At 51.7% G+C, this 13,648-nt stretch carries 12 protein-coding genes; 1 reads left to right on the top strand and 11 read right to left on the bottom strand.

Annotation, left to right across the window (positions count from 1 at the left end; translation table 11 throughout):
• The first annotated feature begins 56 nt into the window (after nucleotides 1–56).
• Nucleotides 57–2,267, top strand: coding sequence for an Ig-like domain-containing protein (locus AC1DF0_RS06485; RefSeq protein ID WP_477573405.1), 2,211 nt, complete (start codon nucleotides 57–59; stop codon nucleotides 2,265–2,267).
• 72 nt (nucleotides 2,268–2,339) lie between these two features.
• Here AC1DF0_RS06485 and AC1DF0_RS06480 read toward each other — a convergent pair whose 3' ends face one another.
• The 11 genes from AC1DF0_RS06480 to AC1DF0_RS06430 form a co-directional block, all read right to left on the bottom strand.
• Nucleotides 2,340–3,602 carry a glycosyltransferase family 39 protein gene (locus tag AC1DF0_RS06480; RefSeq protein WP_477573404.1) on the bottom strand — a complete coding sequence of 421 codons (1,263 nt, stop codon included), beginning with the start codon at nucleotides 3,600–3,602 and terminating at the stop codon, nucleotides 2,340–2,342.
• Nucleotides 3,603–3,712: 110 nt separating this feature from the next.
• On the bottom strand, nucleotides 3,713–4,000 hold the full coding sequence (locus tag AC1DF0_RS06475) for a DNA-directed RNA polymerase subunit beta (protein WP_442049474.1): 288 nt from the start codon (nucleotides 3,998–4,000) through the stop codon (nucleotides 3,713–3,715).
• A gap of 17 nt (nucleotides 4,001–4,017) precedes the next feature.
• Nucleotides 4,018–4,857 carry a flagellar hook-basal body protein gene (locus AC1DF0_RS06470; protein WP_442049475.1) on the bottom strand — a complete coding sequence of 280 codons (840 nt, stop codon included), beginning with the start codon at nucleotides 4,855–4,857 and terminating at the stop codon, nucleotides 4,018–4,020.
• 31 nt (nucleotides 4,858–4,888) lie between these two features.
• Nucleotides 4,889–5,749 carry a flagellar hook-basal body protein gene (locus AC1DF0_RS06465; RefSeq protein WP_477573403.1) on the bottom strand — a complete coding sequence of 287 codons (861 nt, stop codon included), beginning with the start codon at nucleotides 5,747–5,749 and terminating at the stop codon, nucleotides 4,889–4,891.
• A gap of 167 nt (nucleotides 5,750–5,916) precedes the next feature.
• Nucleotides 5,917–6,909 (bottom strand): rod shape-determining protein MreB, encoded by a 993-nt coding sequence (gene mreB, locus AC1DF0_RS06460; protein WP_442049477.1) that lies wholly within the window; start codon nucleotides 6,907–6,909, stop codon nucleotides 5,917–5,919.
• A 166-nt stretch (nucleotides 6,910–7,075) separates the two neighbouring features.
• A complete protein-coding gene (gene spoIIID, locus AC1DF0_RS06455) occupies nucleotides 7,076–7,363 on the bottom strand; it encodes a sporulation transcriptional regulator SpoIIID (RefSeq protein WP_307204834.1) in 288 nt (95 codons plus the stop codon).
• 180 nt (nucleotides 7,364–7,543) lie between these two features.
• Nucleotides 7,544–8,287 carry a peptidoglycan DD-metalloendopeptidase family protein gene (locus AC1DF0_RS06450; RefSeq protein WP_477573402.1) on the bottom strand — a complete coding sequence of 248 codons (744 nt, stop codon included), beginning with the start codon at nucleotides 8,285–8,287 and terminating at the stop codon, nucleotides 7,544–7,546.
• Nucleotides 8,288–8,370: 83 nt separating this feature from the next.
• Entirely contained in the window at nucleotides 8,371–9,633 is a 1,263-nt protein-coding gene (spoIID, locus tag AC1DF0_RS06445; RefSeq protein WP_477573401.1) for a stage II sporulation protein D, read from the bottom strand.
• 134 nt (nucleotides 9,634–9,767) lie between these two features.
• The gene (locus AC1DF0_RS06440) at nucleotides 9,768–10,958 is read right to left on the bottom strand and encodes an ABC transporter permease (RefSeq protein WP_442049480.1); all 1,191 of its coding nucleotides are present in this window, start codon (nucleotides 10,956–10,958) and stop codon (nucleotides 9,768–9,770) included.
• Nucleotides 10,900–11,667 (bottom strand): ABC transporter ATP-binding protein, encoded by a 768-nt coding sequence (locus AC1DF0_RS06435; protein ID WP_477573400.1) that lies wholly within the window; start codon nucleotides 11,665–11,667, stop codon nucleotides 10,900–10,902. The genes AC1DF0_RS06440 and AC1DF0_RS06435 overlap by 59 nt, the downstream gene beginning before the upstream one ends.
• Nucleotides 11,664–13,262 (bottom strand): efflux RND transporter periplasmic adaptor subunit, encoded by a 1,599-nt coding sequence (locus AC1DF0_RS06430; protein WP_442049482.1) that lies wholly within the window; start codon nucleotides 13,260–13,262, stop codon nucleotides 11,664–11,666. The genes AC1DF0_RS06435 and AC1DF0_RS06430 overlap by 4 nt, the downstream gene beginning before the upstream one ends.
• Nucleotides 13,263–13,648: the final 386 nt, after the last annotated feature.

Genomic DNA, 13,648 nt, shown 5'->3' with positions numbered 1-13,648 from the left:
TAACCGTTAATAGTAGAAGACACTATTATTAATGAAGCAGAAAGGAACGGGATGCAGTGAATTTACGTTTACAATGGAACTTGTCGTTCATGCAGGCGCGAAAATGGCTTGCCGCTACTCTGGCACTTATGCTTATTGCTACCTCGATGACAGGAATCGCTTATGCGGCGGAGGATACCGTAACCGGAATCGAATTCGATTATGATGCCTCGGATTTCAATAGCAGCACCAATTCCCTTGATCTAAAGGTCGAGTCGGATAAAATCAACGTCACGTTGTTTGCTTCGGTCTCCGGCAGCACAACGAAGAAGAATGTCACTTCAAGCGCAACATGGAAGTCGTCAAGCGCCTCGATCGTAAAGGTTGAGAGCGGCGTCCTTACCGGTCTCGGCAAAGGGACGGCAACGATTACAGCAACTTATAGCGGATATACGGTCAGCATCAAAGCAACTTCTGACTATGTATACGATGAAGTAACGCTTAAGGATTCCAAAGGCGAAAACGATATTCCATCCACGCAAGAAATTGAATTAGGCGAAACGCTCATTTACAGACTCGAAGGAACTAAAGGCAACGACGATGGCATAAATATTTCATCCGAAGCCACTTGGTCCTCTTCTAACACGGCAGCCGCAACCGTCGTTGACGGCACAATTACGCTAGTCGGCACAGGATCGACGACGATTACCGCGAAGTACAAAGGAAAAAGCGATTCGGTCGTACTGACCGTCTCCTCCCCTTACAAGTCGATCGAGCTTAACAAATCCGGTCTTCTTGAGCTTGAAATCGGGACCGATGATACGAAGCTGACAGCTACAGTAACAGACAAGAACACGCTTGAAAAAGATCCTGTAACGGATAAGGCTAAGTGGACGAGCTCCAGCACAGCTGTCGCAACCGTTGATAAAGGCTCCATTACGCCAGTTGGCGCGGGCAAAACGACGATCACCGTCTCGTATCTCGGCGTAACCACTTCCATCGAAGTCGTTGTTCGAGCAGCTTATCAATCGATCAAACTGACTCCCGAGAAGGAATATCATATGTTCTTGCAAGACGCTCCTCTTTCAATTAAAGCAGAGGTGCTGACGAACCAGAACGAACCTATACCCGTAACCACTGAAGCTACATGGACATCGTCCAACGTAATCGTTGCTACCGTTGAAAACGGTGTTGTTACACCTAAAGGCGTTGGCACAACGAAAATCACGGCATCCCACAAAGGGGTAAGCCGCAGCATCGAAGTAACCGTATATGCCAGCATCAATGCGGTGAAGACGGAGTCAAAGGAAATTGACGGTTTCGTCTCCGACAGCGCCGAGCTACCAAAAGTAACAGCTACGATCTTCGACGGCACGCAAACCGACGTCAGCAAACTTGTACAGTGGACCTCCTCCGATGAGGAAATCGCTACGATTAAGGACGGCAAATGGACAGCAGTCGCAATCGGTGAGGCTGTACTGACGGGTACTGTGCAAGGATATAAAGTAGAAGCCAAGCTGACGGTGCACGTCAAACCGCTTAAACTCATTGCAAGCGCGAAGGAAATGAGCGTTATTATCGGCAAGGAAACGGCATTGCCAAGCGTAACCGTCGTTAATGAAGACGGCGAAGAAGAGGACGTAACGAAGTCCATCAAGTGGAAGACAACGTCCGATAATATCGTATTGAAGGCCGAGACCGTTAAAGGTCTTGAGGCTTCCACCGTTTCACTGACTGGCACATACTTGAACAAAACGATTACCGTAAAAGTTCGAATTGAAGAGGAGATCGTGAAGCTCGTCGTAGAGCCTACCTCTCTCGCGCTCAATCCGGGACGCTCGAAGTCGATTAAAGTAACCGGGTATTACAAAGACGGCAAAAAAATCTCACTCGGTTCCAAAATGAACTGGGAGGTCAATCCCGATACAATCGCATCCGTTAACGGCAGTTCCGTTAAAGCAATAGCAGTCGGCAGCGGCAAAGTATCCGGGTCTTACCAAGGCAAGAAGGTTGAGATCGCCCTAGTCGTTACCCCTAAGCTGAAGTCGCTCTCGGTGTCGTCCAAGACGGTATCGCTCAGCCCTGGCGCAGCGTTCGCTATAACGTTAACGGCGAACTACACAACGGGAAGCCCGGTCAATGCAACGGCCAGCGCGATATGGACGAGCTCCAAGCCAAGCGTAGCTACAGTAAACGACGGCAAGATTACAGCGGTAAGCAAAGGTACATCGACGATCAAAGCAAGCTTTGGCGGCAAAACGATTACCATACGCGTTAGCGTTAAATAGAAGCCTCTAAATGAACAAAGCCCTTTCACTTCCGGTCACGGAAGCTGAAAGGGCTTTGTTGTTAAGGTTAAGCTATGCATCAATTGAAGCGGACGCTTTACTCCGTTTGCTATATTTCAGAACGAACCAGTCGTAGAGCCGTTTCCCGGTGTCTGCCGTCAGCAACAGGATGAGCGGGATCAAGGTGAACGTATACCTCGCCTCCGCGACGTAGATAAGTCTCAGCGCGGTCATCGAGACGACCAACAGCGCGATGAAGATCAGCAGCGGCTGCGAACGTTTATACCGCAGCAGCGCATAGATCGTACCAAACGCCGCGAGCAGCATAATGACGAAGTGCAACGGCAAGCCGTTCATCGGTATAATCGTATACCATGGATCATGTCCCGTTCCCGTATAGACCGGGCCGTACAGATAGACTAGCTTGCCTACTGTATACCAACCAAGGAAGGTCAGCGGATAATGTTTGAAGCCGTATATAATGCGCTCCTTAGCGACCTCCGTCTGTGAATCTTCCGCCTTCGCATGAATCGGAACAATCGTATTCTCATAGTTCTTGTATTCGAACGTGCCGGCGTACAACGGATTCTCCATCGTGGACAGCAAAATGAACTTATCGAACGTCACCATATTGCGAATCCACCATGGACTCATCAGCACGGCGAATACGAGCATCGTCACACCGAAGACGGTCAATACCTTCTTACGGCTTTGCTTCAGTTTCCAGCCGTAGAATACAACGAACAGCAGCGCAACTGGCAGAAATTCCGGACGCGTAAGCACGAGCGCTCCGAGCGCAGCACCTGCCGCTAGCGCCCATGGAAGCGACAGCTTCTCATAGGAGCGCAGCTGCAGCGTAACGTACAACGCGAGCAGGAACGTCGCCAGCACCTCGGTTAGTATCGCTCCGTTCGCATAAACGAATGGCGGATAGACCGCCGCCAGCAGCAAAGCGATGAGCGCTTGCGCTCTCCCTAGCTGCCGATAGGCAAGTTGGAACAGCAACGCCATCGTAGCAAGACTTAAGATAACTTGTATGTATCTGACATAAGGAAAAGGATCATGCTGCTTATAGTCAACCGCTTTATAGATCCCCGCTAGGAAGAGCGGGAAACCCGGCGTCACCTTCGCATTCGGCTGTTCTTCCTTATAGGCGTAGACGCCTTTCTCCAACAATTGTTGAACCATTAGATTGTAATACTTCGTATCATGGTTTTTCATGCTATGCGTCGACGATGCGACAAAGTCGAAGCGCAGAAAAGCGCCTACTATGAATACGACAGCGACAGCGCCCCAGTACCATTTTGCACGAGATTGGTTCATCTTCTCCACCATACCGCCTTCCCCTAAAATTCCACACACAAAAAAAGATCACGCTCAGCAGTCGCTCCTGCAAGAGCATGATCTCATATGCTTATTCGTACGAGCAAATGCGTCGTACACCCTTACGAATCGGCAAACACCAAATCGTATAGATGCTGCCAAGTCGACCAACTGAATACTTCATCCTCCGGCTGCTTGCCAAGTACGACATAACCGGCGTACAGGCCTGCAATGAGCATAATGACCATAATGACTGGCACGATGCTCTTGCGCAAAATCCATAAAGCGATATTCGCACCTTTGGAACGCTGCTTCTTAGCTTTAGCCTTCGTCTTCGAGCCGTCTCGCTTTGGGGGATCTTCTCCTTCGCCCCTATTGCTATTCTCGACTCGCTCATCGGCCATACTCATTCACCATCATCCTATCCTTATGCGCGCAAACTGTTAGCAAGCCCCATCATCGTATCACTGGACGAGAGAGCACGCGCGGCCAACTGGTAAGCGCGCTGTACACTAATAAGCTCCGTAATCTCATCCGTCATTTCGACATTGGATTGCTCCAAATAACCTTGGTTAACAGTAACGCCATTATCGCTGCCAGGCACGATAAGCTGAACGACGTCTCCTTGGTTGATTCCATCAGCAATAATGAACAGATTGTCCGCCACCGCCGTCAACGCTGCAGGACGTGTCGCTTGCAGCAGCTTCACGCTGCCAAGCTCGATCGTCTGCTCGGACGAAACGCCAAGCACAGTGCCATCCGGATTGACGCGCAGGCTGTAGCCCTGCGGTACGACGATCTGCCCGTCTACGAGAGCACCCGTCTGATCCCTGACTCTTCCGACTACAGGGTATCCGTCTTCCGTTGCCAGTATGGTATCACCGTTTGCGTTAGGCGTCAACTGGAAGGCGCCGTTGCGCGTGTACGCACGGTTGCCTGCCGCATCGACTTCGACCTCGAATAGGGCATTTCCTTCAATGGCAAGGTCAGTCTCTTTATCCGTCGCTTTAACCGGTCCTTGCGACAAATTCGGCTGCACCATCGTCATATGCGAACCCCAGCCTTGGTTGAAGTTCATCGGCGACAGCCTGCCCGGCTGATTGAACGCTTCCGGCTGTCTTCTCACGTTCGTGAGCAAATCCTCGAACGTCGCTTCCTTCTTCTTATAGCCTACCGTATTCGCGTTCGCTATATTATCGGCGAGCAAGTCGAGCTTCTGCTGCAGCCCGTTCATCGACACCATCGCATTAATCATTGAACCGTTCATGCATAGCCTCCTGACGCAATCTCGTTATCGGTTAGACGCGGCCAATCTCTGTTACCGCTTTGCCTAAGCTTTGATCGTAAAATTGAATAACCTTCTGATTTGCTTCATAAGCCCGAAGCGCAGCCATCAGATCGACCGAAGCTTGCGCGGCGTCTACGTTGGAGCGTTCGACGTAGCCTTGTCTTACTTCGATTCTCTCGCCTGCATCGATTGCGCGGGCATTGCCGTCTTCGCCTTCGAAGCGGAAGTTGCCGTTGCCGTCGCGCACAAGCTCGTTCGGATTATCTACGCGCGTGATGAGGAGCTGCCCCCGCTCAATGCCTGCGGGATCTAAGAACCGCTGATCGTCGGTCAACATCAGATTCTCAAGGCTTGTCCCGACCGGAAATTCGATAGGCTGACCGTTCGCTCCAAGTACGCTAGAGCCATCGGTCGTCATGAGGAAGCCGTCTTCCGTCAATGTGAACTTGCCTCCGCGCGTATAGCGCACTTCTCCATTCGCGTTCTGAACGGTGAAGAACGCTTGCGGCTGGAACGTCACTTGGCCGTCTTCGCTAACCGACTTGCCTGATTCATCGAACACGAGTCCAGGCACATCGATATTCGAGATAAGAGCGAAGTCAGATGCGTTATTCGTCTGCGTCAGGTCGCCTTGCAGATGAATCGATAAGCTCTCCTCCGCGAATACGCCGCTCGTTAACTTGCCGATCTTCATTTGATCCTTCGGCTCAACGCCTGTAAGCGACAAGAGCATCTCAGGAAATGCGCGCGACACCGAATTCGTCTGCTTGTAGCCCGGTGTATTGATATTCGATATATTATTCGTTACCGTATCATGTCTGCGTTGCTGTGCAATCATGCCGGCAGCTGCGGTATATAGTCCTCTTAACACGATTGTAACCTCCTCGTGGCTTTCATTCCCAGTACCTCTATATATTATCGGTTGAAAGCAAGGCAGGCTGAATAGCATGTCTATGCGACCTTTGACTCATTTGGGCCTCGGCTCGCCCCCCTATGGCTCCCTACCCGCGCAAACGATTCAAATGCCGCTAACCAGCCTTATTTTTTACCGAGCTTGTCCAAGTGATCGAGCAGAATACCCGTACCCTTCACGACGCAATGCATCGGATCCTCAGCGATCAGCACCGGTACCTTCAGTTCCTCTGCGAGCAGAGCATCGAGCCCGTCCAATAACGCGCCGCCGCCTGTCAGAATGACGCCTCGGTCGATAATATCGGCGGACAATTCCGGCGGCGTACGCTCCAGTACCGACTTGGCTGCCGATACGATCGACATCACCGGATCCCATAGCGCTTCGCGAACCTCGTTCGAGCGGATCGTAACCGTAAGCGGCAGACCCGACACCATGTCGCGTCCGCGAATATCGATCTCGTCGCGGCGTCCGTCCTCGAATACCGTGCCAATCTTAATCTTAATATCCTCGCTCGTTCTCTCGCCGATCAGAAGCTTGTACTTGCTCTTAATATATTTCATGATTGCGTCGTCGAACTTGTCCCCTGCGACTTTAATCGAAGAGGCGGTAACGACGTCGCCCATAGAAAGAACGGCTACATCCGTCGTACCCCCGCCAATGTCCACGACCATATTGCCGCTAGGCTGGAATATGTCCATTCCAGCCCCAATAGCGGCAGCCTTCGGCTCTTCTTCCAAAAAAACTTCCTTCGCGCCGCTGCGCTCCGCCGCCTCGCGAATCGCCTTCTGCTCTACCGACGTAATATTCGTTGGCGCGCAGATTAGAATGCGAGGACGGCTGAACCACTTGCGGCCTTCTACACGGTCAATAAACGCTTTCAGCATAATTTCCGTAATTTCAAAGTCTGCGATTACGCCATCTCTTAGCGGACGAATCGCAATGATGTTGCCCGGAGTACGGCCCACCATACGGTGCGCCTCCTCGCCTACGGCAAGCACGCGCTTCGTGTCGCTCTCAATTGCAACGACAGACGGCTCATCGAGCACAACGCCTCTTCCTTTTACATGAATCGAAACATTGGCTGTTCCAAGATCAATCCCGATATCCTTGCTCAGCATAAGGCTTAAGTCCCCCAACGAATAATGTTTACATAACGTACGTTTAGTCCCTCTTGACAGAGAAACCGCTAGTGTACATTATTCGCCAAAAAGGTCGAAATTCCTCTACAAATCGATGAAAAATTTTCATGCTGTGTCAGCGCGTGTCGACTAATCTTTTATTTGATTACACCTTGCCCGCGGCAATGACTTCACGCTTCTTGGAACTCGTTTTTTTGTATTTGATTTTGGTCGCTTCGCCTCCTCTTAAATGCCTAATCGATTTGTGATACTCGAGAATGTGCTTAACCTGGTCTGCCAGGTCGGGGTTGATTTCCGGCAGTCGTTCGGTCAAATCCTTATGCACCGTACTCTTGGACACACCGAACTCTTTGGCGATCGTTCGCACCGTATGCTTCGTTTCAACGATGCAGCGGCCTATTTTAATGGTTCGCTCTTTGATGTAATCGTGCACGTTCCCGCCTCCCTACTCGAGATAGTTTGGTACATTATATGAGTCGAGCGGGTATATATTCGTTATGGCCAAGCGTGACAAGCCCGATTGCCAATAATTTTTAAATAAAAACAGAAACAGGCAGGGGAATGTCCCCTGCCTGTGCATAGCAAGCGTAGTATTTACGCCGCTTCTAACGGTTTACTGCTCTTTGATGAAATCATTCGGATTAACCGGATCGCCGTTCACGAGCGTTTCATAATGAAGGTGGATGCCGAGATCGCGTTGGAGATCGTTGCGGCCCGCTTTTGCAATAACCGTGCCTTGCTGCACCTCGTCGCCTACTTTAACCGCTACTTCCGATACGCTTTGGTAAACCGTCGACAGCTCTTCGCCGTGCGAGATCTCTACCGTCAGACCGTTTTTCGGATGCTGATACACCTTCGTTACTGTACCCGAGAGCGCTGCCGCTACATCGAACGTCTTGCCTGTCGGATCAACGAAGTCCATACCTGTGCTGAGTACGAATTTGTTGTCCTCGATCTCTACAATCGCGTCCTCTTGCTCCGTTGCCGGAAGCTTGTCATCGTAGAACGGCGTCTTCACAGTAAGTGTTTCCGTGTTAACCGGCCATTCCATCGATTCGTTGCCCGCGATAACAGGCAATGCGCCTTCTTCGCCTGCGTTTGTTTGACCGTCACCTTGAGTCTCTTCAGTAGGATCGGATGTAACTGCTTTGTCTGTGTTCGTGTCCGCTCCCTGATAGATCCAAAGTAAGGTTACGATAATTGCTGCCGCGGCCATGAAGAGCGCTGGGGATACCCATCTCTTAGCGAATAGGCTTCTCCATCCACTGCTAGACTTGGCGGCAGACGTTCCTCCCAGAGCGTTTTTGGGAGTTTCTTCTGGTCTTTGCTTCGGTTTGTTCTGATTTTGTTCATTCATTTTTATATCACCTCACTAGCCATTGTTGCCAGAACTGCTAGGTTTATACGTGAGGTGAATACTAATTTTTGAAAGATTATAGACTATGACCTTTGGGCCAATTGCGCCGATAGCTTGGAAGCTTGTTCGACTGTCGTACTAGAGTAGTAGTGGCCGAGGATAGCGGCCACGTCCGCCCCTTCCCGAGCCATGCCGTTCGCGCCCCATTGGCTCATGCCGACACCGTGTCCGTAGCCATAGGTCGTAACCGTAATGGAATCTCCCTTAACGCTCCACGTGAATTGCGAGGAAGCCAGCTCTAGCTTCTCTCTTACCTCGCGGCCGGTAAACACTTTATCGCCTATACGAATCTTGCTAATGCGATTGCCTTCCGTTCGCTCTATGACGCGAATGGATGACTTCGCGAACCCTTTTCTCTTAACGCCCAGCTTCTTATGAAACTCGGTTAGCTTAAGCTTCACCGTCTCTTTATATTTAGGCGAGATCGCCTTGTCCCACGGACTTTCCACACTGCGCAAATAAGGAATCGGCTGTGTCCAATAGTCTTCCGAGTTTTCCGTATAGCCGTTGCTCGTTGAAAAAAAAGCCGCTTCTATCGGTTCTCCCTCATACGTAATGACCAGACCTCTCGTCTCATCAATGACTTTGCCAAGCTTGGCCATATTCGCCTTGCGCTCCGTCTTCGCCCATTGCCCCTCCAGCTTCGCCAGCGGCGTATACACTTGATGCTGTACCGTATCGGTTACGTCCGCGCCATGCAGGGACATATCGGTATCATCGCCTTGTCCTTGTATCAGCCGTCTGACTATATACGTTCTGGCGGCAATCGCCTGCGCCTTAAGCGCCTCTATCTCGAAATCGATAGGCATCTCTGCCGCGACAACGCCGCGTACGTACGTTTCGAGCGGCACGTTCTCGATGCGCTTCTCTTTCGTCAGATAGATATGAATGATCAAATCATCCAGCTCGCTTGACGTTTGCGGAGCGGCAGACGTTACATCTACTTGGTCTGAAACGTTCTGTTCCTTGCCGATATCATCATTTTTTCCGTTTGGCTCATTCTTCCGCGCAGCTGCCTCATTCTCATTGGTGCGCCGCTGCAGTTGGGCGGCTGTCTCCGTGATACGACTTGCCGCCTGTTCCTTGATTGATGATTGTTGAAATTCGGCCAGACCGGTATCAGCGTAACCTGCGGCGGACGCCGCACGAAGCTCATTCAGCGATAGCTTAATCAGCAGAATAGAAGCTCCCAACATAGCTCCAATACCGAATAGAGCTAACCATCGCTTGACCGATTGCCGGCGCAACAACGATACGACCAGTTGTGTTCTTATCTTTGGGCTCATGCGCTCTCCTTCCACCTAGGCCGGTGAGAGCGAGCATGCTGGCGTTATTGATCCTATCGCTTATGCCGCTCTCTTAAATCGACCCTGATGGTTCATTCTATGAGAACGAATAATAGGGTAGAACCTCTTGTCTCCTAATCGTAGCGAAGGGCGTCGACCGGCTTTAAGCCAGCTGCCTTATTCGCGGGCAAATAGCCGAATATAACGCCGACGAGGGCGGAGAACGCGAAGGACAGCAGTACCGTATCGCCCGGCACTTCCGTTTCCGTATGCATAACCTGGCCGATGACGAATGAAGCCACGTAGCCAAGCCCAATTCCAAGGGCGCCTCCCAAACCGCTTATGCAGACAGCTTCTACGAGAAACTGAAACAGAATATCGCGCTTCTTGGCGCCAAGCGACTTGCGTATGCCAATCTCGCGCGTCCGCTCGGTGACTGATACTAGCATAATGTTCATAATGCCTATGCCGCCAACAATAAGGGAAATAATAGCGACATAGATCAATTGCCTATTCATTGTCTCGTTAACCGAGTTCAATGTCTCCATCGCTTCCTCTTGATTGAAGACGCGGTACGCGTTTTCGTTGCCTCTGAACTTCTCATAGAGTACCGCCTCGATTGCCGTGACGGTCGCGGACATGAGATCAGTGTCGGTGACAAGCAAATTGATCGTCGTGACGCCGCTCGTTTGAAATATTTTTTGCGCTGTCGTAATCGGAATCAGTATTTTCTCGTCGTTAGAGCCCGCGATAGACGTGCCTTGCGATTCGAGCAAGCCGACGATCGTGAAGTTGTAGCCGTTGATCGTTATTTTTTTGCCAACGGCCTCCGCCGGATTCTCGCCCTCTTCCTCGAACAGGTCGGTCGCCGTATCTACGCCGATCAGCGCTACTCTTGACGCGTTATTAATATCCGGCGATGCAATGTAGCGGCCGTCCTGCACAGGAAAATCTTTAACCTGCTCATAGGCGGGCGTAATTCCCTCTACGCTAACCGATACTTGCGTCTTACCGTACTTCGCATACGCATTGCTGCTCGTTACAGGCGCAACGCCTTCGATGTTCATGACATCTCCAAGCTCGTTCGCTTCATCGACCGTTAGCGATGTTACCGTCCCGCGTCCTGTAATGGTAGCCGACAGCGAGTTCGGGCTGCCGAGTGATGACACCTGCTCGGCTACCTCGTTGGATGACGCCTTGCCCATCGCCACAAGCGCAATGACCGTCGCAACGCCGATCAATATCCCGAGCATCGAAAGTATCGTTCTAAGCTTGTTCGATAAGACGCTCTTCACGGCCATTAACAAGCCTTGCGTAAGCTTCATCGTCATTCCTCCTTCCGAGCTCCGTCAACACCCCGTCCCGGATGACGACTGTACGTCTGGCCCGCTGGGCTACCTCCATATCATGCGTGATAAGGACGATCGTCTGGCCCGCTTGGTTCAGCTCCTCCATCATGTTCAACACTTCCATGCCCGTCTTGGAATCGAGCGCGCCAGTCGGCTCATCGGCAAGCAGCATAGGCGGATTAGTCGCTAACGCACGCGCGATTGCAACCCGCTGCTGCTGTCCGCCGGACAGCTCGCTCTGCCGATGATGCAGACGGTTGCCAAGACCGACTCTCTCGAGCGCTTCCTTGGCCAGCTGCTTGCGTACCTTGCCTGACAACCCGCGATAGATGAGGGGCAGCTCGCAGTTTTCCAGCGCCGTCAGCTTCGGAAGCAAATGATAGCCTTGAAAAATAAATCCGATTTTTTTGTTTCTCATCACGGTCAGCTTATTGTCGCTTTGGCCGTTCATCTCTGAGCCTTCCAGCTTGTAGCTTCCTTCGCTTGGCGTATCTAGACACCCGATGATGTTCATAAGAGTCGATTTGCCTGACCCCGACGGACCGACGATTGCTAGAAACTCGCCATGCTCGACCCTGAGCGAGACGTTGTGCAGAACAGTCGTTTTCTCCCGTGCCATCATATAATACTTCGTTACGCCTTCCATCTCGATTAGTGGTATGCTGCCATGATCGTTTCCGCTCATCGCATGCCACCGCCGCCAGCACTGCTGCGTACGGTTCCACCGCCGCCGCCCATTTGCATTTGGAAGCCTCCACCGCCGAAGCCGCCTCCCGGGAAGCCTTGCATCTGAACATTCGTTTCTTGCTGACCGCCACCCATGCCAGCCGTTCCGGAAGCAACAGGGATAAGCACGCTGTCACCTTCATTGACTCCCGATACAATTTCAACGAAGTTTTCGTTGCTAAGACCCGTCGTCACTTCGACAAGTTGTCCGCCGAGCGTCAACGTTTCCATCATCGCTTGGCGCATATTTTGACGTTCGCTTGATCCCGCGCCGCCTCCGGTTCCCCCAGTTCCGCCAGCACCGCCCGTCATGCCTTGTCCGCCGCCGCTTGGCCGTTGACCTGTTCCTGCAGTCGCGCCACTATCACCTGACGTGCTTTGTCCGCCGCCGGAAGCCGCTCCATCGCCTGCCGGTGCTTCAGCATCAGTCGTGCCCTTCGTCGCTTCACCCTGCGTATCGCCGCTTGCCGGCGCTTGACCGCCTTCGCCTCCAGGGGACGCTCCGCCTTCTGGAGGTTGACCGCCGCCTTCACCCATTGGCCCGCCTTCGCCTGACCAATCTCCTTGTCCGCGTCCTCCCCCCGTCTGTCCACCGCCAGCCGCGGCTGCGCCATCGCCAGTCGACGGTATGCGAACGAATGATTTGCCGCCCATCTCAACAACCGCATTTACCGGCACGAGAACAATATCTTCTTTGGACTCAATCGTAATCGCGGCTTCACCCGACATGCCTGCCATAACCCCTTCAATATCGTTCAGAAGGATGCTCACCTCGAAGGAGGATGAGCCGTTGCTGGACGAGCCTTCGCGCGCAATCTCCGACACAGTCGCATCAATCGTACGGTCGGCAATCGAGCTAAGCGTAATATCAACCGCTTGGCCTACCTTAAGCGACGGAATGTCGAGCTCATCGACTGATGTAACAAACTCCAGCTTCGTATAGTCAACGATGGTTGCTATCGTCGTATTCGCTTGAACCTCGTCTCCAGCTTCAATATCGAATTCCGTAATCTCGCCTTCGATCGTTGCTGTTACCGTCTTCACCTGCTCGTTCTGTTCTTCATAAATGTCTTGCAGATCGTCATTCAGATCTGCCAATTCCGAGTTGGTGTCCTCGATGCTTTTTTGTATTTTTTTCTTCGTTTCCTCTTCGTCTTCCGTACCGATTGCTGCTTTATAATCTTCTTGATACCCTTCAATCGTATCCTGCAGCTTTTCCTTATTTTTCTCGATCGTTTCGATCTGATCTTCATAGTCGTCCGAATCCTCGAACGTTACGAGCGTTTGGCCCGCCTTTACTTTATCGCCTTTTTTCACATGCACCTCGGCGATCGTTCCGCTCTTGCCGGCGGTCAGCGTTTCGCGAGAATTCGCGGCAACCGAACCTGTCCCGCTAATTTGATTCACGATCGAGCCCTTGGTCGCCGTAACCGTCTGGGCTACAGGATCTTCTCCCGCCGCTTCCTTGTCCTTCGCAAAATAATAGTAATACGCTCCCGCTCCGGCCGCGGCAAGAATGATAACGATGCCTAGCCAAATCGTCCACTTCTTCATTTGCTTTACGCCACCCTCCATCAGACTTGATCGAATAGACTATAGCAAACGAAGATGAACGGGAAATGAACAAGCCGCATGAGACAGTTATCCTTTATCGGCGCATAAACAAGCGTAAAAAGCTTTCGCTACGCATGAATCGTTAGCTGCTTCTTTGCACCGCTCGTTTCTGTGCCGTCTTTGTCAGCATAAGCTTTCGTTTCGCGGAGAAATATAGGCATAAGGATAAGAGTGAAACTTGGCCGTGATCCGTTAAGGACCCTGGCGACACTATTAGGCCACATTCCAATCCTATTGCATGGTTGCGGACCGAGGAGACCCTATCGGTTCCCTTTCTTAACAAACTCATGCTGATTGTCTCAGATAGGGTCCGCTGAGTCCGTAAT

The organism is Paenibacillus sp. 05T425 (assembly GCF_056396205.1).
This window is presented reverse-complemented; position numbering and strand designations above follow the sequence as displayed.

Excerpts from the sequence above, each read along its gene's own strand:
- AC1DF0_RS06480 (WP_477573404.1), bottom strand. The coding sequence starts at position 3,602 with ATGGTGGAGAAGATGAACCAATCTCGTGCAAAATGGTACTGGGGCGCT.
- AC1DF0_RS06475 (WP_442049474.1), bottom strand. The coding sequence starts at position 4,000 with ATGAGTATGGCCGATGAGCGAGTCGAGAATAGCAATAGGGGCGAAGGA.
- AC1DF0_RS06470 (WP_442049475.1), bottom strand. The coding sequence starts at position 4,857 with ATGAACGGTTCAATGATTAATGCGATGGTGTCGATGAACGGGCTGCAG.
- mreB (WP_442049477.1), bottom strand. The coding sequence starts at position 6,909 with ATGCTGAGCAAGGATATCGGGATTGATCTTGGAACAGCCAATGTTTCG.
- AC1DF0_RS06450 (WP_477573402.1), bottom strand. The coding sequence starts at position 8,287 with ATGAATGAACAAAATCAGAACAAACCGAAGCAAAGACCAGAAGAAACT.
- spoIID (WP_477573401.1), bottom strand. The coding sequence starts at position 9,633 with ATGAGCCCAAAGATAAGAACACAACTGGTCGTATCGTTGTTGCGCCGG.
- AC1DF0_RS06440 (WP_442049480.1), bottom strand. The coding sequence starts at position 10,958 with ATGAAGCTTACGCAAGGCTTGTTAATGGCCGTGAAGAGCGTCTTATCG.
- AC1DF0_RS06435 (WP_477573400.1), bottom strand. The coding sequence starts at position 11,667 with ATGAGCGGAAACGATCATGGCAGCATACCACTAATCGAGATGGAAGGC.
- AC1DF0_RS06430 (WP_442049482.1), bottom strand. The coding sequence starts at position 13,262 with ATGAAGAAGTGGACGATTTGGCTAGGCATCGTTATCATTCTTGCCGCG.